Consider the following 24,016-nt stretch of genomic DNA (forward strand, 5'->3'; position numbering starts at 1 on the left):
CACACTCCAAAGAATAAATCCGGCAGCCTGGGTTAACAGGCCGCCGGATTAGGGAGGACGGCGGAGACGTGTACCGCCGTCGATGGGACAACGGTGCCGGATCAGTCCTTTTTCAGGACGCCACGGCGAATCTGGTCCAGCTCGATGGATTCGAAGAGTGCGGTGAAGTTGCCTTCGCCGAAGCCTTCGTTGCCTTTACGCTGAATGATTTCGTAGAAGATCGGGCCGATAACCGTCTTGGTGAATATCTGCAACAGCAGGCCCTGACCTTCGGTCGGCGCACCATCCACCAGAATGCGGTTCTTCTGCAGGCGCGGCAGGTCCTCACCATGGTTGGGCACACGTTCGTCCAGTTTTTCGTAATAGGTGTCCGGCGTATCCATGAAGTCCACGCCGTCGGCGCGCAGGCCTTCGACGGTCTCATAGATATTGTCGGTGCCCAGTGCGATATGCTGAATGCCTTCGCCTTTATATTCGTCCAGATATTCGTCAATCTGGCCATTGTCTTCGGCGGCCTCGTTGATCGGAATACGAATCTTGCCACAGGGGCTGGTCATGGCGCGGGATTTCAGGGACGTCAGCTTGCCTTCAATGTCGAAATAGCGGATTTCCTTGAAGTTGAAGAGCTTTTCATAAAAGCCCGCCCATTCGTCCATGTTGCCTTTGTAGACGTTGTGGGTCAGGTGATCCACATAGGTCAGGCCACTGCCTTGCGGTTTCTGATCGACACCCGGAATCGGTTCGAAATCCACGTCATAGATGGAACGGTCGCCATAGCGGTCGACCAGATAAACCAGAGAACCGCCGATGCCCTTGATTGCGGGGATGTTCAGCTCCATCGGACCAGCGCCGCTTTCAACACCTTCCGCACCGCGCGCCAGCAGACCTTCGTAGGCTGCCGCCGCATCCTTCACACGGAAAGCCATGGCACAGGCGCAGGGACCGTGCTCCTTGGAGAAGCGTTCCGCATGGCTGGAGGGCTGGTCGTTCAGAATGAAATTGATATCGCCCTGGCGGAACAGGGTCACATTCTTGTGGCGATGCCTGGCGACCGCAACAAAGCCCAGGCTCTTGAAAAGAGCCGCCAGTTTTTCCGGCTCGGGGGAAGAATATTCGACGAATTCAAAACCGTCAGTTCCCATCGGGTTGTCCCAAAGGTCCTGACTGTCGTCCTGTTTCATTGCGGCAACTGCGCTCATGTCCCTACTCCTGCATGATTTTTGCGCCAAACTTCATCAGTACGGCGTTTGTTTTAATATAATGCAGAGAGGCCACATGATCCTTGCAATCTTATCCTCAAAAACCCAATATGTTGCACGAAACATGCATCCATAGCCGACCCGATGGAGAAACCATGCTCGCCGTTCAGTTGGAACCTCAGGATATTCGCATTCTGACCGCGCTGCAGGCCAATGCCCGACTCACCAACGTGGAATTATCCGAACAGGTAAATCTGTCACCGTCGCAATGCTACCGGCGTCTGAAGCGGCTGGAGGAACAGGGTTTCATCAAGCAATATGCCACCATCGTCAGTCGCCGTGCGGTTGGCCTGGACGTCATGGCTTTCGTCAGCGTAACGCTGGATAAACATGGTGAAGACCCGGCCCGCGCCTTTAACGAGGCGGTCAACCGTTTCCCGGAAATCCTGGAATGCTGGGCTGTTTCGGGTGATTCGGATTATCTGCTGCGCGTTGTATCCACCGACCTGCGCAGTTTTTCCAACTTCCTGATGCGCGACATGTTGAGCCTGCCCATGGTGGCGGGTGTGAAATCCACCATCCTGCTGGAGGAAGAAAAAAATACGACGGCCCTGCCACTGAACCACCTGCGGGACTGATCCTTAATATTGCAGCCGGGAAATCAGGATTTCCTATAGCGACCGATAGGCATCGTCACGGAAGACCGGCACCACGTCACTGACATTCAACTGGCCGGCAATACTGACATCTTCGGGAAACCCGTGCTGGGTCAACTCCCGCCCACTGGCACTGTCCAGCAGCACCTGCATAAGACGGGACGCCACGGCCTGGAAAGCCGCTTCCGCCACCTGCGCCTCGGGAGAGCGCCGACCGGGCAGGACGCTGATGATCGCCCCGGCCCCGATCAGGTCTTCAATAGCCGGGCGCAGGTTGCCATCGGGCCATCTCTCCCCCGCAGGCACAAACGTCACTGCGCCGCCGACCCGTTGTAAATAGCCCGCCACAGCCCTGGCGTTTCGCAGGCAGCCTGCGATAACGGTTTGCCCCCGAGCGGCACAGGACAGGGTCGCACCATTGGGAGACGGCAAAACCAGACTGCTGTCCGCAGGCAGGGATTGCAGGCTCACTGGGGAAAGGGAATAGCCATCGGTCCGACGGTTTCCCGCCAGCACCGCATCTTTTGAAACCGCAAATTCCGACGCCGTTGCGTCCCGATAGCGGTAGGGATAGACAACCGCCCCTCTGGACAGCGCCACATCAACACAGGTGGAAAAAGACAGCACATCAACAATCACGCAGCTATCGGCTTCGGCCGCGACCTCCGTCGCACCGGCTTCCCCCCATTCACAGCGTATGTCAAAATCCCTTTGGAAATGCGGCACCGTCTGCTCTCCTGCCCAATCACCGCCCGCCGGAGACATCCAGCAATGCGCCCGTGACATAGGATGCCTCGTCACTCAACAGCCAGAGGATGCTGTTAGCAATTTCAGACGCCTCACCCGCCCGGCCCAACGGCGTGGTTGCGCCGATCCGTTCCGCCCGGCCCGGTTCGCCGCCGGAGGCATGGATATCGGTGAGGATGACGCCGGGTCGGACTGCGTTGACGCGTATCCCCTCAGGCCCCAGCTCCTTAGCAAGGCCGATAGTCATGGTGTCAATTGCGCCCTTGCTGGCCGCATAATCCACATATTCGAAGGGAGAACCCAGACGGGCAGCGATGGACGAAACATTGACGATAGTCCCGCCCTCGCCACCCAAACTTTTGGACATCCGGCGTGCCGCCTCCCGGGCACAAAGAAAGGCCCCGAAGACATTGACGTCGAAGACGCGCTTCATGCGATCGGCTTCCATATCCGCCAGTTTCAATGACGGCGCGACAATACCAGCATTATTGACGAAACCATCCAGGCGACCGAAGGCTTCCAACGTCCCATCGAACAAGGCGAGTACATCCGCCTCGCTGGCGACATCGCCCTGAAACGCGACGGCCTCGCCCCCCTCGTCGATAATCCGGTCGACGACCTCGTCGGCGGCCTCCGCGTTGCCGCGATAATTGATCGCCACCTTCCAGCCATCACGCGCCAGCCGCAGGGCCGCTTCCCGGCCAATGCCCCGGCTGCCGCCGGTAATCAAGACTGTCTTTTTCATATCCTCTGTCCCCACTATCCCGGCTGTCACGCCGGATTGTCAGCCTGCGCAACCTGTTCCGCATGGGCCTTGGCGGATTGCACCTCGATGAAAATACGCCGGACCTGCGGCATCGTTTCCTTCACCTGGCGTTCCAGTTCAGTGACCGTGCTTTCCACCATGCCAGCGGGGATATCATTGCGGAAATCCAGACTTAGATTAACCAGAATGTCTTCCGGCCCCAGATGCATGGTGAGGATTTCATTCACCTCCGCCACATGAGCATGCTGATCGGCCAGCTTGCGGATGGCTGCCACCACCTCCGGGCTCGCCGCCTCCCCGATGAGCAGGGCCTTGGTTTCAACGGCCAGGACAACGGCGATTGCCGCCAGCAACAGGCCGATCCCGACCGAGGCAACGCCATCCAGCACGGGCATATTCAGGAAATAGCTGCCCGCCACGCCACCAAAGGCGATCACCAGCCCCAGGATCGCCGCGCTGTCCTCCAGCAGGACCGCCAGCACCGCCGGGTCCTTGGTCCGGCGTACCGCCTGCGGGATGGTGTAACGCCCGCGCGTACGATTGAATTCCTTCAGGGCCAGCAGCCAGGCCCCGCCTTCGACCACAGCAGCGATCCCCAGAACGACGAAGTTCACCAGCGGGTTCTCGACGGCATGGGGGGCAATAATCTTATGGATGCCTTCATAGATCGACACCCCTGCCCCGACCGCGAAAATCAGCAAGGCTACGACGAAGGACCAGAAATAAAGCTCCTTTGAATAGCCGAACGGATGCTCCCGGTCCGCTGGCTTTGCGGCCTTGTATAGCCCCAGCAACAGCAAAAGCTGATTACCGGTATCAACCGTGGAATGGATTGCCTCGCTGAACATGGCCGCCGATCCGGTCACCACCGCCGCGGTAAATTTCGCTGCCGCAATCACGGCATTGGCGCCAATCGCCGCAAAGACAACTTTCTTAGATCCGCCCGCCATCTCACCCCTCGCTGGTCTATATTGCCGACGGTATCTGTTTATGGTGTTCTTCTGCCAAAGACAACCGGAGGCAGCCATGCGTATCATCGACCTAAGCCAGCCACTCTACCCGGATATGCCGGTTTATCCCGGTGATCCGGCTGTAGGAATGCCAGTGGTCCACACTATGGAGAGCCATGGCTGGGTCCTGCGGGAGCTGACTATGGGCAGCCATACCGGCACCCATGTAGATGCCTTCGCCCATATGGTGGAAGACGGAGCGGCGCTGGATGATATTCCATTGGAACGATTTTGCGGCAAGGCCATCGCCATCGGGCCGGAGGACGATATTCCTGACCGGAGCGGCGTGATCCTTGTCGAAGGCGAGGTCGACGCAGCCTTGGCCGCCAGGTTGAAACGGGCAGGCAGCGATTTCATCGCCATCGGTGAAAAAGCGGAATTGAGCGAGGACATGCAGCGGCAGCTTTTGGCCGATGGCATTCTGACCTTCACCGATCTGGTCAACACAGATGCCCTGCCGCGCGGCCAGGAATTCCTGTTCATCGGGCTGCCGCTGAAAATCAGGAATGGTGACGGTTCTCCCATACGCGCTGTGGCGTTGCTGGATTATTGAACCTTGTTTTCCTCGTCGATCAGAATCGACATCAGGAATTTCTCGAAGGCCTTGTCAATTTCCGGTACCCGTTCTGCCCAGTCGGGATAGCGATTCGCCAGGCTGTCCCAGTGATTACCCTGCTCCAGTCGCAGCAGCCAGCCATCGTCCTTGCTGCGCCGGATTTCAAAAGCCTGCTGTTCGGGGTGTTCTCTGGATGCATACAAGGCCTGCATATCGGCAAAGCGGAACGCAAGATAAGCGTCTCTACCCTGAAGGAGAACATCATTGTCCGTTGGCGGGGTGATATCCTGTTTGGAGCCAAACAGTTTTCTGAAAACCATACATGATCCCGGGTCGGGGGTTGATACAGATACGTAGTGTCACACCGACAACCGCGCAATGACAGTAGAAATTCAATGTTTCACTTTACCAACGCGTGTTTCTGATTTTCAAACGGAACTCAGGAGGATGCTGGTCTCGCTGTTGAGTATCCCGTCGATCATGCGCACCTCACGCAATACACGGTCGAAATCGGCCAGACTGGAAGAGCGGATTTCCGCCACCAGGTCCCAGGCACCGTTGGTGGTATGCAACTGTTGCAATTCCGGCAGGCCGCGCAGTTTGCGGATCACCTCGGTAGTGGACTTCCCGGCCACCTCGATCATCATGACCGCCCGCACCGTATCTGGGTCGTAATCCTCCCGCACCCGCGCCGTAAAACCCAACAACGCCCCGCTTTCCATGAGGCGATCCAGACGGTTTTGAACCGTGCCCCGCGACACCCCCAGAATATCCGCCAGTTTGGATAGGGGCGCACGGCCATCCCGGCGCAACAGAGCAATCAGTTCCCGATCGAGGGGGTCATAGACATACTTCGGTTGTTCCGCCGGTTTTACAGTCATCTGACGATTTACACATCTCTATTGATCATTTTGCCAAATTACGTGGCAATATTTGTAATCTGTTAGCATTTTTTATCACATTGCCCAAGCCTAGACTCTCCCTATGGACGCAGGGAGACGTCCACCTAGTTCTATTCTGTAAGTTTAGGGAGGCTTCGCTCATGCCACTGTTACAACCATCAGCCTTAAGTATGGTCCCGTTCGTCAGTGTCGATCATATGATGAAAACGGTGCTCGCCATCGGCATCGAAGAAACATTGAAGGGCATCGCGGACTATATCGAAGAAGATTTCAAACGCTGGTCTCTCTTCGACAAGACGCCGCGTATTGCCTCCCACTCCCAGGAAGGGGTGATTGAGCTGATGCCTACCAGCGACGGCGAGGTCTACGGCTTCAAATATGTGAACGGCCATCCCAAAAACATGAAGACCGGCCTGCAGACGGTCACCGCCTTCGGCATGCTGGCGAATGTGGATACGGGTTACCCGGTGCTATTGTCGGAGATGACGGTGCTGACCGCCCTGCGTACTGCGGCCATGTCTGCGCTGGCCGCCAAATATCTGGCCCCTGAGAATGCCACAACGATGGCGGTCATCGGCAACGGCGCACAGGCGGAATTCCAGACGCTGGCCTTCCGTGTAATCACCGGTATCGACACCGTTCGCCTCTATGACATTGACCCGGCGGCAACGGAGAAATGCGTGCGCAACCTAGCGGGCAAGATCGACAATATCGTTCGCTGCAGCACGCCTGAAGAGGCTGTCGAAGGCGCGGAGATCATCACCACCTGTACCGCAGACAAGCAATATGCCACCATCCTGACCGACAACATGGTCGGCAGTGGTGTCCATATCAACGCGGTGGGCGGTGACTGCCCTGGCAAGACGGAGCTGCACAAGGATATCCTGGGCCGGTCCGAGATTTTCGTGGAATATCCCCCACAGACCCGGATCGAAGGGGAGATTCAGCAACTGCCGGAAGATCACCCGGTGACCGAGCTTTGGCAGGTGATGACCGGCGACGCCAAAGGCCGTCAGGACGCCCGCCAGATCACGCTGTTCGACAGTGTGGGCTTTGCAATCGAGGATTTTTCCGCCCTGCGTTACATCCGTGATCAATTGCACAAGACCGGCTGTTTCCAGGATCTGGACCTGGTGGCTGATCCGGATGACCCGCGGGACCTCTTCGGCATGGTCATGCGCGCCCAGCAGGCGATGGAGAAAGCATCGTGAGCCCGCGACGCAGCGCCCAGGCACCAGCGGCCGTGGTGATGGTCCGCCCGCATCATTTCACCCCGAACGAGGCGACCGCACAGGACAATGCCTTTCAGTCCCGGGGCCAGGAAAAGGTAACACCAACGCTTGCCAAACAGGCCTACCGCGAGATGACCCATGTCGCCGAGACCCTGGAATCCCACGGCGTGCGCGTGCATATCTTTGAGGACAAGGGCGAGGAAACACCGGATTCCGTCTTTCCCAACAACTGGTTTTCCACCCATGCCGGGGGCCATGTGGCGATCTATCCGCTTTACACGCCCAACCGGCGCAAGGAACGCCGCAGCGACATCATCGAGATGCTGAAACGCGACTATCGGGTTCAGGATGTCATCGACTATTCCGGACTGGAGCCGGACGGCCTGTTTCTGGAAGGAACCGGCGCCATGGTGTTGGACCACGTGGAACGGGTCGCCTATTCCGCCCGCTCCCGGCGCACTGACCCGGTGACGCTGGAGCGCTTCTGCACCCATTTCAACTATGAACCCATGCTGTTCGACGCCATGGACGAGCACGGCATGCCGATCTATCACACCAATGTATTGATGTGTATCGGAACCGACTTTGCCATGGTCGGCCTGGAAATGATCACTGACGGCAAGAGACGCGACGAAATCGCCGAACGCCTGGCACAGCCGGGCCGGGAGATCGTCTCCCTCACAGCGGACCAGATCAATCACTTCGCCGGGAACGCCATTGAATTACAGGGGGAAAAGGGGAGAATTCTCGCCCTGTCACAGCGCGCCTATGACAGCCTGACACCCAAGCAGATCGCAACATTGGCGAATAGCGTCATGCTGGTGCCTTTGTCAGTTCCCACCATTGAATTGGCCGGCGGCTCCGTCCGCTGCATGCTGGCGGGCATCCATCTGCAGCCGCGCAGTTGAATAAAAAAGAGGCGGCAGAAGTAATCTTCTGCCGCCTTAAAACAGGGACGCTCTAGGAAGGTCACACCACCTGGAATCCATGAGCGTAGGGGGCACGCTCGTCGATGAAGATGGTGTTGTAGCCATGCACCCGCGCCCAGCCGCGGATGGATGGGATGATCGCGTCATAGTCGCCAACTTTTGCGCTGTCCTCGACGCGACCGTGAAACTGGCTGCCGATAATGCTTTCATGGACAAAATCATCGCCCACATTCAATTGCCCTTTGGCAACACGTTGCGCCATGCGGGCCGACGTGCCCGTGCCACAGGGGGAACGGTCGATGGCCTTGTCACCGTAAAAGACGGCATTGCGGGCATCGCTGTCGGGCTGCGTCGGTTTGCCGGTCCACTGGATATGACTGAGGCCCCTGATGGTCGGATTTTCCGGGTGAACGAAGTCATAGGCCTCGTTCAGCGCGGCGCGCAGCTTCAGGCTCATGCGGATCAGGTCCCCGGCGGAGTAGTCCGCCATGTCCCGGAAGTTTTCCTGTTCCTCGACAATTGCATAGAAGTTGCCGCCATAGGCCACATCCACGGTCAACGGGCCCAGTTCCGGACAGTCAATCGGCAGCTTCTCGGAATGAAGGAAAGAGGCTACATTGCGAATACGGACCCATTCGACAAAGCCGTCCTTCATTTCATAATCCGCAATGACCAGCCCTGCGGGCGTATCCAGGCGAAGCACGCCTTCTTCCCGTGGTTTCACCAGGCCGTTCTCAAGGGCGATGGTAACGGTCCCGATCGTGCCGTGGCCGCACATGGGCAGGCAACCGCTGGTCTCTATGAAGAGGATCGCCACATCGCAGTCGTCACGGGTGGGCGGGTAGAGGATGCTGCCCGACATCATGTCATGGCCGCGCGGTTCGAACATCAGGCCGGTGCGAATCCAGTCATATTCCGCCAGAAAATGCTGGCGTTTATCACTCATGGTCGCCCCTTCCAGGGCCGGTCCGCCGGTCTTCACCACCCGGACCGGATTGCCGCAGGTATGGCCGTCGATACAATCGAAACGATGCGCGGTCATTTAATCCTCTACCCCTTATTCCCTTACGCCGCCGCTTTCAGACCGTATTTGGTCAGGTCCGGGCGGGTTTTGATACCATGGTCAATGATGGCCTGAACCTGTTTCAGTTCCTCACCGGCCAGTTCCAGGCGCGGACGCCGTACATAAGGCGAGCCGACACCAACAGCCGTTTCCGCCAGTTTGATGTTCTGCACCAGTTTGGTGTTTACATCCAGGTGCAACAGCGGCGTGAACCAGCGGTAGATTTCGCGTGCCTCTTCAATACGACCGGCCTTCACCAGTTCATAGATCGCAACGGTTTCCGCCGGGAAGGCGCAGACCAGACCGGCCACCCAGCCCTTCGCGCCCAGGACCATGGCCTCAAAGGCCAGATCGTCGACGCCGCAGAAGATGTCATAGCGGTCACCGGTCAGGTTGATGATATCGGTAACGCGGCGGATATTGTCGGAGCTTTCCTTGATCGCCGCGAATTTCGGCTCGTCGGCCAGACGTGCGAACATTTCCGGCGACACATCCATGCGATAGGTGACCGGGTTGTTATAAACCATGATCGGATGGTCGGATGCCCCGGCGATGGCGCGCAGATGCGTCTCTACTTCGCGCTCGTCAGCAACATATTGCATACCCGGCAATGCCATGAAGCCTTGGGCACCGTTTTTCTGTGCATCTTCCACATACTGGATCGCGCGGCGCGTGGTGGTTTCCGCCACGGTGGCGACAACCGGCACACGACCGGACGCGGCGCGAACGGCAGCCTTGATGACTTCCTGTTTTTCATCGGCGTCCATCACGCCGTTTTCACCCAGCGAGCCATTCACGATGATGCCGTGAACGCCGTTGTCGATCTGGAAGTTCACATTGCGCTCGAACAGTTCCAGGTCGAGGCTTTCATCTTCATGGAAGTTGGTCGTTACCGCAGGAAATACACCGGCCCAGCTCACGTTACGTCTCCTCAAAATTCACAAAAAAGAGCGGGGCTTAACGCGCCCCAGTTTGGTTGATTGCCACAGGCAGTTTTTTAATATCGGATATTGTATCCAATTTCAAACATAAAAATATATCAGACTGCACGCCACCCGAAAATCAGGTTGTAACCATCTGATATCAATTAACTTTATTCCACCAATAAAATTTCACCAAACATGGGTGTTCACCTATTCAGTCTCCTGTCAGCTTCCTGTGGACATATAGCGTCACCTCCACCCAATTACCCCTGGCTGAAATGAATAACACTCTTTCACGAACTCAAAAGCGCCGAAAAGCCACGATTGCAATCGGCGCTTTATTTCTCCTTTCGGCTTTCCTTGTCACCCAGTCCAGCTGGCAACCATCCGCCGCGATGCATGAGAGTATCGAATTCACCGGACTTGCCCTGATCATTGTTGCGGTGCTGGGACGGACCTGGTCGACGCTTTATATCGGCGGGAAAAAGAATGGCGACCTGGTCCATAACGGTCCCTATTCAATGTGCCGCAACCCCCTTTATGTTTTCTCCGTCATCGGGGCGACGGGCATGGGCATGGTATCGGGAACAATCACCGGCGGACTGGTGACCGGGCTGGCCTGCTTTCTCGTTTTCGACCGTGTTATCAGGAAGGAGGAAAGCTTTCTGACGGCACATTTCGGCGCGCCTTACCGGCATTATCTCGACACGGTGCCGCGCTGGCTGCCCAACCCCGCCTTATGGCATGATGTGGAAGAGACGGTCGTCCGGCCCAAACTGGTGCTGACCACCTTCCGGGATGCCTGCATCTTCCTGCTGGCCTATCCATTTTTCGAATTTGTCGAAAAGGCGCAACTGGTTCATATAGCGCCGATTCTCGCCCACGTTCCCTAAGCCTGCCCCTCCAGAACAGCCATTCCCGATCCGTCCTGTTCTGACAAGACCCTTCGGGTGGCGGCAACAAGATACGCCATCAGCGCATCGGAGGCTTCCTGCGCCTCCACCGGATCACCGGAAATAACACCGGCCATGATCCTGCGGTGCATATCCGCAGCATAGGCCAATTCACCCACACCCTGGTGGCAATACCAGAACCGGCGGCTTTTGCTTTGCAGGGGCGTACAGCATTCCCGGGCAAAGGGGTTGCCGCAGGCCTCTCCCAAAATCTGGTCGAATTCCCGGTCAAGCCGCATGAAACCGTCGATGTCCTTATCGGCAGCCGCCGTTGCAAAGGCCTGTGCGCAATCCTGCAGGGCGCGCCGCGCCTGTGCATCCGCACGTTCCGCCGCCAGACCGGTTATCAGATGCTCCAGAACGGCCCGGGTCTCCAGGACCAGAAGATGTTCCTGTGCGTCGACCGGGCTGACAGTCATCGCCCGGCGCGGGCGGATCAGGACCAGACGTTCGGTTGCCAGCCGTTGCAGAGCCTCCCGCACAGGCGTGCGGCCAATATCCAGCTTTTCACACAGGCTCGCTTCGTTGAGGACGTCGCCAGGCGGCAGGCGCAGAGTGACAATCATCTCTTCCAACTGACGATAGGCCCTATCCGCCAGCTTTTCCTTTTTTGGTTTCTGCTGTCGCGTCACCGAGTAGACCCTCATAGTTTCCTACGATTTCTATATGATTTCTTAGGCATTGCAAACTGTTAGCATATCGGGAAAAACTTGTGCATGATGGTGCCGACGTATCACAGATGAACGGGAGGCCCGCTTCACTCCTGGGGGACAAGACAGAAATGAAAAGACGTGAATTCCTGAAAACCGCCGGCCTTGCCACCGGCACCGCTGCCGCGGCTGCGGCGACCAGCTTTCCGGCGCCTGCCATCGCGCAGGGCAAACGGACCTGGAAGATGGTCTCGCCCTGGCCCCGCAATGCACCGGGTGTTGGCGTCAACGCCCAGCGTGTGGCCGATGCTCTCACTGCCGCAACGGATGGCCGGATCACGATCCAGCATTTTGCAGGCGGCGAACTGGTTCCGCCGTTTGAATGCTTTGACGCCGTACAGGGCGGTGCCGCAGACATTGCCCATGGCACGCCCTATTACTGGGTCGGAAAGAGCAAGGCACTCAACTATTTCACGACCATTCCCTTTGGCATGACTGCCGTTGAAATGGCGTCCTGGCTGCGTTTTGGCGACGGGCAGGCCCTGTGGGACGAGGCCTATGGCCAGTTCGGCATGAAAGGCTTTTATGCAGGCAGCAGCGGTGTCCAATCCGCAGGCTGGTTCGCGCATGAAGTCAACTCCCTGGACGATCTCAAGGGACTGAAAATGCGCATTGCCGGTCTCGGCGGTGAGGTTATGCGCCGCCTGGGCGTCTCGGTTGTCCTGATGCCGCCGGGAGATATTTTTGGCGCCATGCAGTCCGGCGCGGTCGACGCCGCGGAATGGGTCGGCCCCTGGAACGACCTGGCCTTCGGCCTCTACAAGGCAGCCAAATACTATTACATGCCAGCCTTCCACGAACCGGGGCCCGCACTGGAAGTTTTCATGAAAAAGGAAACTTTCGAGGACCTGCCGAAAGACCTGCAGGTGATCGTGGAGACGGTTGTCCGGGCCACGGCCATGGAAACCCTTGCGGATTTCACCTACCACAATATCGACAGCCTGCAGTCGGTTTTGGAGAAAGAAGGCGTGCAGCTTCGCCGCTTCTCGCCGGAAATCGTCGATGCACTGGGCAAGACAACCAAGGAAGTTCTGACAGAAATCGCCGCGACCGACGAACTGACAGGAAAAATCCACGCCAGCTTCATGGATTTCATGACCAAGGCCAATGCCTACGCCAAAGTCATGGACCAGCCCATGCTGGAAGATCGCGCCCGCGTCTGGGGGTGATGACACATACGGGTGGCCGGTAAAGGCCGGTCACCCGCCCTTTTCAAATCCGCATGACCTCACGCCACAGGCGTGGAAGCAAGACCGGTCAACTCCACCTCCCGCAATATCCATTCGCGGAAGGCACGCACCTTGGGCGTATTACGCCTGGCCTCAGGGTAAACCATCCAATACCCCCTCTTCCCATCCTTGCAAAGCAAATCAAAGGGCTGCATCAAACGCCCCGCCTCCACTTCCGCCTGATAGAAATTCGGGGTCAGGATCGCCACCCCATGACAGGCCATGGCCGCATTGGCTTCCAATGTCTGTGCCCCAAGGCGGCTTTTGGGTCTGGTATCCAGATCATGTTCCGTCACCCCGGCAGCCTCGAACCACTGCACCCACCAAGGGTCGCTGGCATCAATGAAGGGTAACTTCAAGAGGTCTGCAGGTTCATTGACGCCGCCAATGCTTGCCGCAAGCTCCGGGCTCAACATGGGAGTGAATGTTGCAGGAACGAGAAGGTGAGCCTTGAGCCCGGGCCAGACACCCTCGCCACTTCTAATTCCGATATCGACCTCTTCCCGGGCAAAATCGACCATCTGGTCCGCAGACATCAGCCGTACAGCGATGCCCGGATGCTCCAGTTGAAACCGTCCAAGATGCCGCACCAGCCATTGAGCAGAGAAGGTCTGCAGGGCACTGATCACCAACGTTCCCTGCTTATCCTCGCGGATAGAGGAAAAGGCGGATCGCAATAACTCAAAAGCCTGATTTATCGACGGCGCAAGTGCATGGCCCAGTTCGGTGAGTTCCACCTGACGCGGACGGCGGAGGAAAAGCGCCCCACCGACCCGTTCCTCCAGCACCTTGATCTGATAGCTGACAGCCGCCTGGGTCATGCCCAGTTCGTCTGCTGCCTTGGTAAAGCTCTGATGGCGGGCGGCTGCCTCAAAAACACGCACAGCGGCCAAAGGCGGGATCACGGACGTCATATGGATAAGCCCTCCTTATACACACTTATCGAGCTTCGATTGGATATTGAGCCGAAAGACCCGCATATTCAAGTCAACCCCGACAAAAAAAGCGCCCTCAGAAAGTGGATAAAGCCATGTTTTTCGAACTGAAATTGCACTTTCCCTTCGCCTGCAGTCTGAAATCCTTCATGACCCGGAACAGCCGCGACACCACCCCTGGAACGCATAAGGTCAGCTACAAGGAGCTTATGTCTTCACCGGATCACCTGAAGCGCGATCTGGGCCTGCGGGACGGTCGGGCACGGCGCGGCACGGACCGCATTTAGGCGGTCAGTCCCGTCGTCACGACCTCTTTCAAAATCCAGTCCCGAAACGCCCGGATACGTGGCGCATTGCGCCGGGTCTCCGGGTAGACCAGCCAATAGCCGTGGTCGGCCTCACATACCAGATCGAAAGGCTGCACCAGCAACCCCTGCTCCAGTTCCCGCTGATAGAGGGCCGGTGTCAGGATCGCCGCCCCCTGCCCGGCCATGGCAGCATTGGCCTCCATGAATTGCGAGCCATAACAATTGCGCCTGCGCGATTGAAGGTCGAATTCCGTCACGCCGGCCTGCGCGAACCATTCCGCCCACCAAGGGTCTTCCGCACCCAGCAGGTCCAGCTTCAAAAGATCCGACGGCTCATCCAGGCCACCAATGCGATCCAATAATTGCGGGCTGAGCATGGGAGCAAATTTCACTGGGACAAGCTTGTGGCTTCTCAGGCCGGGCCATTGCCCGCCGCCGCCACGAATGGCAACATCCACATCCTCCCGATAAAAATCCACGACCTTATTGGACGTTTCCAGTTGAAGACTGATCCCCGGAAACTCGTCCTGAAAGTCACCCAGGTGACGGGTCAGCCATTGAACGGAGAAGGTCTGCAGAGAGCTGATCACCAGTCGACCGTCGGCTTCGTCCTGAACAGAACCATAGGCGGAACGCAGCAGTTCAAACGCCTCCGTCGTCACGGATGCCAACTGCCGCCCCCGGTCCGTCAGTTCAACCTGACGCGGACGGCGCAGGAACAACGGTGCGCCGATACGCTCTTCCAGGGCTTTGATCTGGTAACTGACGGCTGCCTGGGTCATCCCCAGTTCTTCTGCCGCCTTGGTGAAACTGCCATGCCGTGCGGCTGCTTCAAAAACCCGGATGGCCGCCATCGACGGAAGCATTGATGTCATTTGGAAACCCCACCTCCCCTACTTGCTCTTATTGTTATTCATCAGGACGGCCGGGACAGTAACCCCGTTCGCTCAAGCTCTGCAAATATCCAGTCCCTGAACAGACGAATTTTTGGGACGTTGCGGCGCGCTTCCGGATAGACAAGCCAAACGGACATCTCGTCCCGGCAGGTCAACTCGAAGGGCTGGACCAGGCGACCGGCGGCAACTTCCTGCCGATAATATTCAGGGGACAGCACAGCCACTCCCTGCCCGGCCATGGCCGCATTAGCCTCCAGCACCTGCGATCCGTATTGGCTATGTGGGCGATCGCTGAGGTCTACATCTGCAAATCCTGCGGCCGTAAACCAGGCTGCCCACCAGCGGTCCCCTGCATCTATCAAGGGCAATTTCAACAGGTCCGGCGGCTCATTGATACCGCCAATGCTGTTCGCCAACTCCGGGCTTAGCATGGGCGAGAAAGTTACCGATAGCAACTTCTCGGCTTTCACCCCGGGCCAGTTTCCCAGACCGACACGAATTCCCAAATCCACCTCTTCCCGATTGAAATCCACGATCTGGTCGGACGTCCGCAGGCGTACGGCAACTTCCGGATTCGCCACCTGGAACCCTCCAAGACTTCGCGCCAGCCATTGGCCCGTGAAGGTATGGACCGCCGTAATCGACAGAGTGGTGTTTTGCTCCCCGTTGAGCGCACCATAGGCGTTGCGCAGTGTATCGAAGGCATCCGTTGTCGGCAGCGCCAGCGCCTTGCCCAATTCGGTCAGTTCCACCCGACCGGGCTGACGCAGAAACAATGGACCGCCAACCCGCTCCTCCAGCACCTTGATCTGATAGCTGGCTGCCGCCTGTGTCATGCCCAGTTCTTCCGCCGCCTTGGTGAAATTGCCATGGCGGGCAGCGGCCTCGAATACGCGGATCGCAGCCAGAGGAGGAAGCGCTTTTGTCATGACCATAAACTGTCCTTGTGGCGCCATGCAGGCATTCGATTGGATTTATGCTGCTCGCGGGATCATTTTCAAGTCAACAGATTGAAATGCCTGAAAGAAGAAAGTCAAATTCATGACCTTTGAACTGAGACTCCCCCTATTTCCCAGCTTCAGCCTCGAATTTATCCTGCGCCGAACGACAGCCACCACAAAGGATGATATTTCAAATCTTATCATCGACGACCTAAAGGCCGCACCTGACCATATCAAACGGGATATCGGCCTGATGGATGGACGATCCCCGCGACGCAGGTAAACAGACCCGGCTTCAGCCCGATCAGCGCACCGGCCGACCGAGGACGACGACCATGAAGGCCCTTGCGCGGCCCGGCCCCGGATTGACGATGGTATGGGGACGATCAGCAGGATAGCGAATGGTCTCACCGGCCTCGACACGACCGAAATCTTCACCGGTCTCGATCGTCAACTGGCCTTCCAGGACCGTCAGGTTTTCCAATGTGCCAAAGTCATGCTGTTCGGATTCAAGCGCCCCGCCCGGTTCCACGAAAACCTCATACCACTGCAGCCAGTTCACGGTCGTGATCGGCCCCAGAATACGCAGGGTGCATTTCCCGTCTTCACTATGGATAACCGGCGTGCTCTGGTCCGTCACCACGTCGAAGACCCGCGGGTCGGTTTCTTCCCGCACGATTTCCTCAACCGTGATGTTAAGCGCCCTGCAGATACGCCAGATCGTCGACAAGGTCGGGTTGTTCTGATCGCGTTCGATCTGTGACAGCACGGACTTGGAAACACCGGATTTCGCCGCCAGGTCATCAAGGCTCATCTTATAAGCCTGACGCAAACGCTGTACCTTACGCCCGATTTTCGGCATTTCGCCGACCGCATTCATGATACACTTTCCTACGCATAAGTCTTTGTCATCTATTGGCATGCTATATGGCACAGAAGATCTGTCTGTTGCAACGAAACAATTTTGATTGACAGAACACGCGTTCTTTTTATTGTACAAACCACAGCCCCACAGGGGCCGGTTTTCATTCTGTCACACGCGTTTCCCACACGCGTATTCTGAGGTAGCGTCATGAGCAAAGATCCATCTGAATGGCATCCGGAAACGGTTCTGATCCAAGGAGGCCTGAGCCGTTCCCACCATATGGAAACGGCAGAAGCGATCTACATGACCTCTGGCTATGTCTATGACAGTGCGGAAGACGCCGAACACGCCTTCAAGGCCGACGGCGCACGCTATGTCTACAGCCGTTACGCCAACCCGACCGTTACCACCCTGCAAGAACGCCTGCGCCTGATTGAAGGGGCAGAAGCCTGCGTTGCCACCGCCAGCGGCATGTCGGCTGTCTACAACGCATTGATTCCCCTGGTCAAAGCCGGAGATCGCATCGTCGCCTCACGTGCGCTGTTCGGCTCCTGCACCTATATCATTGGCGAGATCATGCCGCGTTTCGGGGTGGAATTTGAATTCGTCGACGGCACCGACCTGGAACAATGGGAAGCCGCACTTTCCAGAGGCGCACAGGCCGTCTTCCTGGAAACGCCCTCCAACCCGACGCTTGAGATCATCGACCTGCCGAAAGTTTGCGAGCTGGCCCATGCCGCCGGTGCGACCGTCGTTGTCGACAACGTCTTCGCAACACCGGGCAACCAGAAGCCGCTGGAACTGGGTGCGGATGTGGTGATCTATTCCGCCACCAAACATATCGACGGCCAGGGCCGTTGTATGGGTGGTGCGATCCTGGGCACGCAGGAATATTGCAAGGAGAAGGTCACCCCCTTCATTCGCCACACCGGCCCCAGCCTGAGCCCGTTCAACGCATGGGTCCTGCAGAAAGGCCTGGAAACCCTGCCGCTGCGCGTAGAGCGTCAAAGTGCGACCGCCTTTGCGCTGGCCCGGAAATTCGAGGACCACAAGGCCCTGTCCCGCGTGCTTTACCCGCATCTGGACAGCCACCCGCAGGTGGAGCTTGCCAAGGCCCAGATGAAGCTGGGCGGCACTATGCTGACCCTAGAACTGAACGGCGGCAAGGAAGCGGCCTTTAAACTGCTGAACGGCCTCAAGGTCGCAACCATTTCCAACAATCTGGGAGATTCCAAAACGCTGGCGACGCATCCGGCCACGACCACCCATCAGCGCCTGACGGATGACGAACGGGTCGCGATGGGGATCACAGACGGCATGCTGCGCGTTTCCGTTGGCCTGGAAAATGTCGACGATCTGATCAACGACTTCGAACGCGCCTTGAGCGTGCTGTAAGTAACATTAAAGGGACAGGGCAAAGACCATGGTCGACGTGAAAGAAGTAACTCCGGCAACCGCAAAACAGTGGGTGGACGAAGGCAAGGCCGTCCTGATCGACGTGCGCGAAGTCAACGAATGGGACGCAGAAAACATTCCGGGCGCGACGCTGGCACCGCTTTCCCAGTTTGCCGCGGCCCAACTGCCCGACGAAAAGGACAAGATAGCCATATTCCATTGCCGTAGCGGCCGCCGGACAGAGGATTATTTTCCGCTGTTCGTCCAGACCGGCTTCGCCGATGTCTATCACATGGCAGGTGGCATTCTTGCCTGGAAAGAAGAAGGCTATCCGGTTCAGTCGCCGTCCTGATCCATTTCCCCGCATTGTGGGTCGAAACAGCCAACAACGTGACTGACCGTGCCATCCTCGCCCCATAGAGGGCAGTCGATGGATTCAAAACGGACAAAGCCCCGATCTATATGCGCCAATGTTCCGACGCAAAGATGGGGCTTTTCTGTTTGGGCAACCGACAGGATATAGTGCGCCAGGTCTGCGTGGAACGGCTTTTCCGAAGTCACGGATACGATTCTGCCTGCCCAGGACCGACCAAAAGCACCTGCGACGGCCTCACCATTGATACGCAATTGAATCTCATCCGAAGACAGTATCTGATACAAATGCAAATAGGGTATCAGTTTCCGGTGGTCGAGGACGTCGAAATCATTGCGCAAGGGACACCCGCCCCTGGTTGACTGCCACCATTCGAACAGGTGCCGCGTCATCGGCGATCGCAACTGCCCGGCGTCGGTCAGTTCCCTCCGGACCACCTCATGCAGTTCACCTGACACTTCCTGATCGTCATTCATCATTCTCGCCTTTACGGCCTAGAGCGCGGAACGGCGGCCTCCCTTGGCAAATTCCGGCACCAACAATCCAACAACGTGGCTCACGTTTCCATCGTCGCCCAGAAGCGGACAATCGATCGATTCAAAGCAGACATGCTTCTTGTCGACAAAGGCCAGCGTGCCCCGGCAACAATGAGCCTGCCGCGCCTCGGCAACATCCATCAGATAATTGGCCAGCGCCGCCATCTCAGGGTCTTCATCGGCGGCAGAGAACACATTCCCCGCCTGGGACCGCCCGATCGCAGCAACTATCGCCTCTCCATTCAGGCGATATTCGATCACATTGGGCTCATTAAACCGATAGAGATACAAATACGGGACAAGTTTCCGGTGATCGAGAATGTCGAATTCCGACCGTTTCGGCAGTGCAGGCTGATGGGCAGACCACCAGGTGTAAAGCCGCTCGGTCAATTCCGAGGTAAACACCGTCTGCGGGGAGACGCTAAAACGTTCCACCTCCAGAAAATGCTTCACATTCTCGTTCTGATTATACCCACTTCCAAAGGAAGACACCTGAAATACACCTCACCCATCGGTCTTTGTGCAGAACACTAAAGCACAGACATCTAAACCAAATATTAACCCCGCCATACAGGACCCGGCATCAATTCAGGGTCCCGGCATCTAATGTTTTCGTGACATTAAATAGGTAACGATATTCAAATCAAGCGGCGTATCAATGTCGAGACTGCGCGCCTCCGGCATTTCATAGAGGCCCGTATCGTCATAAAAGACTTTTGGCCCCAGCCAAAATGCATCCCGCGCCCATACATAGACAGACGCATTCATATCAAAGCATTGCGGCGCATCCTGACGCCGCAAGACCGGACTATCAAGGACCTTGGACAAACCGACCGAACCGTCAGCCCTGCGTTCGACCATATTGAAATAGGGAGATCGGCGGCTTGCCGCGCCGGTAATCACGTTGGAACAACCCGTCGCCTCCAACAAGGCCACCGCACCTTTGATATCCTCCACCGCCCGCAGGGGAGAGGTCGCGTCCAGGTCCACAAAAACATCAAAGGAAACGCCGGATTGCGCCTCCGCCTGTTCCGCGCAATGACGGATTGCGGGCAATTTGCCCGCCTCGTCCCCCGCCAGGTCGGCAGGCCGCTTGACCACCAGGTCGACGCCTTCCTGCCGGGCCACGTCCAGAATGGCCTCGTCGTCACTGCTGACCGCGAGGATATCGAACAGACCGCTGGCCCGCGCCTGACGGATACTGTGAACAATCAGCGGAAGCCCCTGGATAGGCACGAGGTTCTTGTTGGGCACACCTTTGGAACCACCACGCGCACAGATGCTGCAAAGACGCCGTGTCATGCCTTGTCCTCCCCTATCCAGCAGGACGAGGCCGCCGCCTTTTCAACCGCATCTATCATGGCCAGTACATTCCCGGCGGCTTTCAGATCACACAACAGCTCCCTGTCATTTCCCTCAACGAAGGCACGCATCTGACTGTGATAGGCATCCCCACCCGCACCGACCTTCTCCACCTCGCCATTCGTGGAAACCGTTCCCTCGATCAGGTCTGCAACAAGACTGGTATCCGTGGAATTCACGCGTATCTGGCGCACAGGAACCCGGTCCAGGCAATTCAGGTGAACAGACACAACCGGACAATGGCCCATGACGGCAGAAATCTGCCAGACATCGTCCGCATTCATGGGCAACGCGCTCAAGGCCCCGCCCAGCGCCGTCAAACGCTGCCAAGGACCGAACAACAGCAATGCCAGGTCCAGTTCATGGCTGAGATCGCGCAACGCGCCGCCGCCGCGCATCTTGTCCGCAGAATACCCGTTCTGCCAGTCGCGCCCCGGACGCCAGTCCGGCAGATATTGGCCCACGAGAAATTGGGCAGCGACAACAGGCCCATCCAATGCGGCAAGCTGCTCCCGCAGGCGTCGTACGACCGGACTGAAACGCAGGTTATAAGCCACGTGAAGCTGCGCATCCTCAAATCCATCCACATCCGAATATTGCGCAAAAAGCGGCTTTTCCACCAATACCGGTCCGTCAAACCCCGCCCGGCGCAGAGTGAGCAGGTCCTCTTTATGGTCTGACGTTGCACTGGCGATGAGCACCGATGTCGGGTCGAAAGTGGAAAACGCATCGGCAATATTACTGTAATCACCAATTCCGTCGCGCCTGCTGACCGTTGCGGTTCTGTATCCCAGATCACGGCTTACCTGTGCATGGCGCTGCCCGATACTGCCCTGCCCGATAATCAGGACGCGAGGCTCATTCATCGCGCAGCTCTCCCGGTTCTATCGCCTCATCCGGCGCATAGCTTCGCTTGGCTGGTCTGCCAAGCAATCGCCAATAGGCAAAGGGCGACAACCCCGCCTGCGGCCGCTTCACCGTCAGATTGCTGTCGGAAAAAAACTCCCCCGCAGCAATCGCCTGACAGGCCGTGAGACTTCGCCGGGCCGCCATGATATTTTCCTGCTCCACCGCATCGGGTTGTTTCAACCCATCGCCCAAAGCCTCCTGAACGGCCCTAATCCGGCTGACAAAGTCAGCCAGTTCGTCGGGGTCCAGCGACGCATTATGGTCCGGGCCAGATGCGGTCTTGTCCAGCGTGAAATGCTTCTCGATCACACAAGCGCCCTTCGACACCGCCGCAAGGGAGGCATCCGCGCCGATGGTGTGATCCGAATAGCCGACCGGCAGGCCGAACCGATCCGCCAGGGTCTCCATCGCCCTCAGGTTCACCCCTTCCATTGGCGTCGGATAGGCCGTCGTACAATGCAGCAACGTTACCCTGCGGGCCAGATCCGCGCGCAGAACCTTGTCTTCCACCCAGGCACCAAAGTCAGCATCCACACCCGGAGCCTCCCCCATCAGGCCATAACCCAACACACCGACCGCATCCCGGACTTCCTCCAGCACCGCCATTCCGGTGGAGAGGATAATCCTGCGCCCTGTGCGGGCTGCTGCAAACAAGAGCGGCGCATTGGTCAGATCGCCGGAACCTATCTTGATGAAAGGCGGGTCAAGTTCCCGGTCAAGGAACTCCAGACTGGACGGATCGAACGGGGTTGCCGCAAAGGCAATGCCCAGCCGCCTGCATTCAGCCAGAATACGCAGGAAATCATCCCGGCCTAACTCCAGCTGGCGCAGCATTTCAACCTGATCGGTCGTTTCCGTACCGCTTTCCTGATAGGGAGCCAGCTCCGCCCGGCGGGAGGCCAGCGCATCCGCGTGGAATATCTGAAACTTGACCACATCCGCCCCGGCACGCGCAGCAACCTCAACCAGCGCCAGCGCCTTTTCCAGCGATCCGTCGTGATTGACGCCTGCCTCGGCAATAATGGTCAGCGGTTTCATACAAACTCCCGATCCACAAAAGGCTTATCCAGCAAGGCACGATAATCGGTGATGCCAGTCAGCACGTCCACAAGCTTTTCGGCCGCACGCCCGTCACCATAGGGATTGATAACGTCACGGCAATCCAACGCCGAGGCCTTGTCCAAGGCCCGACCAATGCTTTCATCATCCCCGTGACAATCAATGACCGACGCCGCCTTTAACCGACCATCCTGCCGCCGCCCGACATTCACGGTAGGCACCTTGAAACTGGGCGCTTCATAGAGACCGCTTGAGGAATTCCCGATCACCATCGCGGCCTGCCTCATCACATTCAGATATAGGTCATGGCCCAGGTTCCGGCGAAAGACCGCCCGGCTGCGCGTTTGGGCAAAGGCCTCAAGACGTTCCGAGATTTCCACACCGCCCGCATCGGCATTACTGCCACTCAGGACCAGGGCAATATCCGGGTCCAAACCGGACAGGGCCTGACAGAGGCTTTCAACCTGATCCGCCACCGGTCGGGCGCTGAGGGTTTCAGGATGCAGTGAAACAAGATACAGCCGGTCCGATTGGGGCAACCCCAATTCGTTGAACACCGCCGCGCGTCCGGCAAACGTCATTTCCCGAATGGCATCCAGCCCAGGGCTACCAATAGTGAATACCCGCTCGTCCGCCTCCCCCATCTGTTTCAAACGCCTGGCTGCATCTTCATTACTTGGAAAATGCAGATGCGCCATTTTAGAAATTCCGTGACGCAGGGCATCGTCAATTGCACCCGTCGTCAGGTCCCCACCGCATAAATGCGCCAGCGGGATATTCAGCAAACAGGCCGCCGTGGCCGTGGCAAAAATCTCATACCGGTCCCCCAACAGCAGCACCAAGTCCGGCTGCAGCCGGCTGAGCGCCTGCGCCATGCCCTGCAGGGCAACACCAGCACCCTGTGCCATATCAAGGGGACTCACTACCCGGTCTGACAGCGGCACATCCGCATCGATGCAAAATCCGTCCGCCAGAATGATATCCCGACTTTCACCATAGGTTTTCGAATGATGGGAGCCCGTCACGACAAGCTGCAGGGTCAAACCCTCGCACTCCCGAATTCGGGCCATGGGAGATTTTAGCAGTCCATAGTCCGCCCGGCTGCCGGTTACGACGCAAATTTTACGGTTCTTTTTCGTCAAGACGGCCCTTCCGGCATCAACCAACAGTTCCACAACGGCGGATCGGTGCAAAATTATAGTCCATATAGGCAGTTAGACAAATCCGCACCTCTTTGTGCAAGCCCTCTTCACCACGCCCCCACTGTCATCCATCCCACGACTTCCCGACTTACCAGCACCTCAAAATGAGAACATTATAAGAACTTATAAAGTAATTGGTGCCTCGTCTACAAATAATGCCTCGTTCTTTTAGCATCACTTTCCCGCCGGCAACCGATTGAAACCTAAATAGAAGCAAAAAAACTACTTAAAAAGCCCCGTAAAAAACCGCAGTTTTACTGGACTTCCCGTTGACGAGGCAGCTATTCCCATGATATCCCATAAATACCCAGATATGTCATCACGGGGGTGGTCTATCCCAAATCAGACCCCAAAGACCAG

28 protein-coding genes are annotated in these 24,016 nt (G+C 57.5%); 9 read left to right on the forward strand and 19 right to left on the reverse strand.

The annotated features are described in order from the left end of the window. Positions 1–101: 101 nt before the first annotated feature. The gene (gene hppD / locus IF205_RS17440; protein WP_259780626.1) at positions 102–1,199 is read right to left on the reverse strand and encodes a 4-hydroxyphenylpyruvate dioxygenase; all 1,098 of its coding nucleotides are present in this window, start codon (positions 1,197–1,199) and stop codon (positions 102–104) included. A 155-nt stretch (positions 1,200–1,354) separates the two neighbouring features. On the opposite strand from hppD, the gene IF205_RS17445 reads away from it, so the two are divergent. After that, positions 1,355–1,837 (forward strand): Lrp/AsnC family transcriptional regulator, encoded by a 483-nt coding sequence (locus IF205_RS17445; protein WP_259780627.1) that lies wholly within the window; start codon positions 1,355–1,357, stop codon positions 1,835–1,837. A gap of 33 nt (positions 1,838–1,870) precedes the next feature. Here IF205_RS17445 and IF205_RS17450 read toward each other — a convergent pair whose 3' ends face one another. The 3 genes from IF205_RS17450 to IF205_RS17460 are packed head-to-tail and all read right to left on the reverse strand — an operon-like array spanning position 1,871 to position 4,318. After that, entirely contained in the window at positions 1,871–2,581 is a 711-nt protein-coding gene (locus tag IF205_RS17450; RefSeq protein WP_259780628.1) for a 2-phosphosulfolactate phosphatase, read from the reverse strand. 19 nt (positions 2,582–2,600) lie between these two features. Further along, a complete protein-coding gene (locus tag IF205_RS17455) occupies positions 2,601–3,347 on the reverse strand; it encodes an SDR family oxidoreductase (RefSeq protein ID WP_259780629.1) in 747 nt (248 codons plus the stop codon). Between the two features lie 26 nt (positions 3,348–3,373). After that, positions 3,374–4,318: a cation diffusion facilitator family transporter gene (locus tag IF205_RS17460; protein WP_259780630.1), complete on the reverse strand. Its 945-nt coding sequence runs from the start codon at positions 4,316–4,318 to the stop codon at positions 3,374–3,376. Positions 4,319–4,394: 76 nt separating this feature from the next. On the opposite strand from IF205_RS17460, the gene IF205_RS17465 reads away from it, so the two are divergent. Beyond that, positions 4,395–4,931: a cyclase family protein gene (locus IF205_RS17465; protein ID WP_259780631.1), complete on the forward strand. Its 537-nt coding sequence runs from the start codon at positions 4,395–4,397 to the stop codon at positions 4,929–4,931. Here IF205_RS17465 and IF205_RS17470 read toward each other — a convergent pair. Together IF205_RS17470 and IF205_RS17475 are read right to left on the reverse strand one after the other, a co-directional pair. Further along, on the reverse strand, positions 4,925–5,254 hold the full coding sequence (locus tag IF205_RS17470; RefSeq protein ID WP_259780632.1) for a hypothetical protein: 330 nt from the start codon (positions 5,252–5,254) through the stop codon (positions 4,925–4,927). The two genes, IF205_RS17465 and IF205_RS17470, sit on opposite strands and share 7 nt — an antisense overlap. Positions 5,255–5,362: 108 nt before the next feature. After that, positions 5,363–5,815: an Lrp/AsnC family transcriptional regulator gene (locus tag IF205_RS17475; RefSeq protein ID WP_259780633.1), complete on the reverse strand. Its 453-nt coding sequence runs from the start codon at positions 5,813–5,815 to the stop codon at positions 5,363–5,365. A 161-nt stretch (positions 5,816–5,976) separates the two neighbouring features. Between IF205_RS17475 and ocd the strand changes: the two genes are divergently transcribed. Further along, positions 5,977–7,047 carry an ornithine cyclodeaminase gene (gene ocd, locus IF205_RS17480; RefSeq protein ID WP_259780634.1) on the forward strand — a complete coding sequence of 357 codons (1,071 nt, stop codon included), beginning with the start codon at positions 5,977–5,979 and terminating at the stop codon, positions 7,045–7,047. Continuing rightward, a complete protein-coding gene (ctlX, locus tag IF205_RS17485; RefSeq protein WP_259780635.1) occupies positions 7,044–7,976 on the forward strand; it encodes a citrulline utilization hydrolase CtlX in 933 nt (310 codons plus the stop codon). Before ocd ends, ctlX begins: the two co-directional genes overlap by 4 nt. A gap of 61 nt (positions 7,977–8,037) precedes the next feature. Here ctlX and IF205_RS17490 read toward each other — a convergent pair whose 3' ends face one another. Together IF205_RS17490 and IF205_RS17495 are read right to left on the reverse strand one after the other, a co-directional pair. After that, on the reverse strand, positions 8,038–9,039 hold the full coding sequence (locus tag IF205_RS17490) for a 4-hydroxyproline epimerase (protein WP_259780636.1): 1,002 nt from the start codon (positions 9,037–9,039) through the stop codon (positions 8,038–8,040). Positions 9,040–9,062: 23 nt separating this feature from the next. Further along, positions 9,063–9,980 carry a dihydrodipicolinate synthase family protein gene (locus IF205_RS17495; protein ID WP_259780637.1) on the reverse strand — a complete coding sequence of 306 codons (918 nt, stop codon included), beginning with the start codon at positions 9,978–9,980 and terminating at the stop codon, positions 9,063–9,065. Positions 9,981–10,378: 398 nt separating this feature from the next. Here IF205_RS17495 and IF205_RS17500 point away from each other — a divergent pair, with 398 nt between their 5' ends. Then, on the forward strand, positions 10,379–10,876 hold the full coding sequence (locus IF205_RS17500) for a methyltransferase family protein (RefSeq protein WP_259780638.1): 498 nt from the start codon (positions 10,379–10,381) through the stop codon (positions 10,874–10,876). On the opposite strand, the gene IF205_RS17505 is transcribed toward IF205_RS17500, so the two are convergent. Further along, positions 10,873–11,583 carry a GntR family transcriptional regulator gene (locus tag IF205_RS17505; protein WP_259780639.1) on the reverse strand — a complete coding sequence of 237 codons (711 nt, stop codon included), beginning with the start codon at positions 11,581–11,583 and terminating at the stop codon, positions 10,873–10,875. The two genes, IF205_RS17500 and IF205_RS17505, sit on opposite strands and share 4 nt — an antisense overlap. Before the next feature lie 134 nt (positions 11,584–11,717). Between IF205_RS17505 and IF205_RS17510 the strand changes: the two genes are divergently transcribed. Continuing rightward, a complete protein-coding gene (locus tag IF205_RS17510; protein ID WP_259780640.1) occupies positions 11,718–12,815 on the forward strand; it encodes a TRAP transporter substrate-binding protein in 1,098 nt (365 codons plus the stop codon). Between the two features lie 59 nt (positions 12,816–12,874). Here the strand turns inward: IF205_RS17510 and IF205_RS17515 are convergent, their stop codons facing one another. Next, complete coding sequence (locus IF205_RS17515) at positions 12,875–13,789, reverse strand: LysR substrate-binding domain-containing protein (RefSeq protein WP_259780641.1); 915 nt, start codon at positions 13,787–13,789, stop codon at positions 12,875–12,877. Positions 13,790–13,905: 116 nt separating this feature from the next. On the opposite strand from IF205_RS17515, the gene IF205_RS17520 reads away from it, so the two are divergent. Continuing rightward, a complete protein-coding gene (locus tag IF205_RS17520; protein ID WP_259780642.1) occupies positions 13,906–14,097 on the forward strand; it encodes a hypothetical protein in 192 nt (63 codons plus the stop codon). Here the strand turns inward: IF205_RS17520 and gcvA are convergent. The 3 genes from gcvA to IF205_RS17535 form a co-directional block, all read right to left on the reverse strand. Next, a complete protein-coding gene (gcvA, locus tag IF205_RS17525) occupies positions 14,094–14,993 on the reverse strand; it encodes a transcriptional regulator GcvA (RefSeq protein ID WP_259780643.1) in 900 nt (299 codons plus the stop codon). The two genes, IF205_RS17520 and gcvA, sit on opposite strands and share 4 nt — an antisense overlap. Before the next feature lie 41 nt (positions 14,994–15,034). Next, a complete protein-coding gene (locus tag IF205_RS17530; RefSeq protein ID WP_259780644.1) occupies positions 15,035–15,943 on the reverse strand; it encodes a LysR substrate-binding domain-containing protein in 909 nt (302 codons plus the stop codon). Between the two features lie 316 nt (positions 15,944–16,259). Then, positions 16,260–16,835 (reverse strand): helix-turn-helix domain-containing protein, encoded by a 576-nt coding sequence (locus tag IF205_RS17535; RefSeq protein WP_259780645.1) that lies wholly within the window; start codon positions 16,833–16,835, stop codon positions 16,260–16,262. Positions 16,836–17,027: 192 nt separating this feature from the next. Between IF205_RS17535 and metZ the strand changes: the two genes are divergently transcribed. Beyond that, positions 17,028–18,215, forward strand: coding sequence for an O-succinylhomoserine sulfhydrylase (gene metZ, locus IF205_RS17540; RefSeq protein ID WP_259780646.1), 1,188 nt, complete (start codon positions 17,028–17,030; stop codon positions 18,213–18,215). 28 nt (positions 18,216–18,243) lie between these two features. Beyond that, a complete protein-coding gene (locus IF205_RS17545) occupies positions 18,244–18,567 on the forward strand; it encodes a rhodanese-like domain-containing protein (RefSeq protein ID WP_259780647.1) in 324 nt (107 codons plus the stop codon). Here IF205_RS17545 and IF205_RS17550 read toward each other — a convergent pair. The 6 genes from IF205_RS17550 to neuC all read right to left on the reverse strand — a co-directional run bounded on the left by IF205_RS17550 (position 18,552) and on the right by neuC (position 23,596). Then, positions 18,552–19,067 (reverse strand): PAS domain-containing protein, encoded by a 516-nt coding sequence (locus tag IF205_RS17550; RefSeq protein ID WP_259780648.1) that lies wholly within the window; start codon positions 19,065–19,067, stop codon positions 18,552–18,554. The genes IF205_RS17545 and IF205_RS17550 overlap by 16 nt on opposite strands. Positions 19,068–19,082: 15 nt before the next feature. Next, entirely contained in the window at positions 19,083–19,616 is a 534-nt protein-coding gene (locus IF205_RS17555; RefSeq protein WP_259780649.1) for a PAS domain-containing protein, read from the reverse strand. A gap of 111 nt (positions 19,617–19,727) precedes the next feature. Next, positions 19,728–20,426 (reverse strand): acylneuraminate cytidylyltransferase family protein, encoded by a 699-nt coding sequence (locus IF205_RS17560; protein WP_259780650.1) that lies wholly within the window; start codon positions 20,424–20,426, stop codon positions 19,728–19,730. Then, positions 20,423–21,352 carry a Gfo/Idh/MocA family protein gene (locus IF205_RS17565; protein WP_259780651.1) on the reverse strand — a complete coding sequence of 310 codons (930 nt, stop codon included), beginning with the start codon at positions 21,350–21,352 and terminating at the stop codon, positions 20,423–20,425. Before IF205_RS17565 ends, IF205_RS17560 begins: the two co-directional genes overlap by 4 nt. Beyond that, entirely contained in the window at positions 21,345–22,433 is a 1,089-nt protein-coding gene (gene neuB, locus IF205_RS17570) for an N-acetylneuraminate synthase (protein ID WP_259780652.1), read from the reverse strand. Before neuB ends, IF205_RS17565 begins: the two co-directional genes overlap by 8 nt. Next, on the reverse strand, positions 22,430–23,596 hold the full coding sequence (neuC, locus tag IF205_RS17575; RefSeq protein ID WP_259780653.1) for a UDP-N-acetylglucosamine 2-epimerase: 1,167 nt from the start codon (positions 23,594–23,596) through the stop codon (positions 22,430–22,432). The genes neuB and neuC overlap by 4 nt, the downstream gene beginning before the upstream one ends. Between the last annotated feature and the right edge of the window lie 420 nt (positions 23,597–24,016).

This window comes from Aestuariispira ectoiniformans (assembly GCF_025136295.1).
GTDB classification, from domain to species: Bacteria; Pseudomonadota; Alphaproteobacteria; order UBA8366; family Aestuariispiraceae; genus Aestuariispira_A; species Aestuariispira_A ectoiniformans.

Bases quoted from the DNA above. Each gene is read 5' to 3' on its own strand.
- hppD (WP_259780626.1), bottom strand. From the start codon at position 1,199: ATGAGCGCAGTTGCCGCAATGAAACAGGACGACAGTCAGGACCTTTGG.
- IF205_RS17445 (WP_259780627.1), top strand. From the start codon at position 1,355: ATGCTCGCCGTTCAGTTGGAACCTCAGGATATTCGCATTCTGACCGCG.
- IF205_RS17455 (WP_259780629.1), bottom strand. From the start codon at position 3,347: ATGAAAAAGACAGTCTTGATTACCGGCGGCAGCCGGGGCATTGGCCGG.
- IF205_RS17460 (WP_259780630.1), bottom strand. From the start codon at position 4,318: ATGGCGGGCGGATCTAAGAAAGTTGTCTTTGCGGCGATTGGCGCCAAT.
- IF205_RS17465 (WP_259780631.1), top strand. From the start codon at position 4,395: ATGCGTATCATCGACCTAAGCCAGCCACTCTACCCGGATATGCCGGTT.
- IF205_RS17470 (WP_259780632.1), bottom strand. From the start codon at position 5,254: ATGGTTTTCAGAAAACTGTTTGGCTCCAAACAGGATATCACCCCGCCA.
- IF205_RS17475 (WP_259780633.1), bottom strand. From the start codon at position 5,815: ATGACTGTAAAACCGGCGGAACAACCGAAGTATGTCTATGACCCCCTC.
- ocd (WP_259780634.1), top strand. From the start codon at position 5,977: ATGCCACTGTTACAACCATCAGCCTTAAGTATGGTCCCGTTCGTCAGT.
- IF205_RS17490 (WP_259780636.1), bottom strand. From the start codon at position 9,039: ATGACCGCGCATCGTTTCGATTGTATCGACGGCCATACCTGCGGCAAT.
- IF205_RS17500 (WP_259780638.1), top strand. From the start codon at position 10,379: ATGCATGAGAGTATCGAATTCACCGGACTTGCCCTGATCATTGTTGCG.
- IF205_RS17505 (WP_259780639.1), bottom strand. From the start codon at position 11,583: ATGAGGGTCTACTCGGTGACGCGACAGCAGAAACCAAAAAAGGAAAAG.
- IF205_RS17510 (WP_259780640.1), top strand. From the start codon at position 11,718: ATGAAAAGACGTGAATTCCTGAAAACCGCCGGCCTTGCCACCGGCACC.
- IF205_RS17515 (WP_259780641.1), bottom strand. From the start codon at position 13,789: ATGACGTCCGTGATCCCGCCTTTGGCCGCTGTGCGTGTTTTTGAGGCA.
- IF205_RS17520 (WP_259780642.1), top strand. From the start codon at position 13,906: ATGTTTTTCGAACTGAAATTGCACTTTCCCTTCGCCTGCAGTCTGAAA.
- gcvA (WP_259780643.1), bottom strand. From the start codon at position 14,993: ATGACATCAATGCTTCCGTCGATGGCGGCCATCCGGGTTTTTGAAGCA.
- IF205_RS17530 (WP_259780644.1), bottom strand. From the start codon at position 15,943: ATGACAAAAGCGCTTCCTCCTCTGGCTGCGATCCGCGTATTCGAGGCC.
- IF205_RS17535 (WP_259780645.1), bottom strand. From the start codon at position 16,835: ATGAATGCGGTCGGCGAAATGCCGAAAATCGGGCGTAAGGTACAGCGT.
- metZ (WP_259780646.1), top strand. From the start codon at position 17,028: ATGAGCAAAGATCCATCTGAATGGCATCCGGAAACGGTTCTGATCCAA.
- IF205_RS17545 (WP_259780647.1), top strand. From the start codon at position 18,244: ATGGTCGACGTGAAAGAAGTAACTCCGGCAACCGCAAAACAGTGGGTG.
- IF205_RS17550 (WP_259780648.1), bottom strand. From the start codon at position 19,067: ATGATGAATGACGATCAGGAAGTGTCAGGTGAACTGCATGAGGTGGTC.
- IF205_RS17560 (WP_259780650.1), bottom strand. From the start codon at position 20,426: ATGACACGGCGTCTTTGCAGCATCTGTGCGCGTGGTGGTTCCAAAGGT.
- IF205_RS17565 (WP_259780651.1), bottom strand. From the start codon at position 21,352: ATGAATGAGCCTCGCGTCCTGATTATCGGGCAGGGCAGTATCGGGCAG.
- neuB (WP_259780652.1), bottom strand. From the start codon at position 22,433: ATGAAACCGCTGACCATTATTGCCGAGGCAGGCGTCAATCACGACGGA.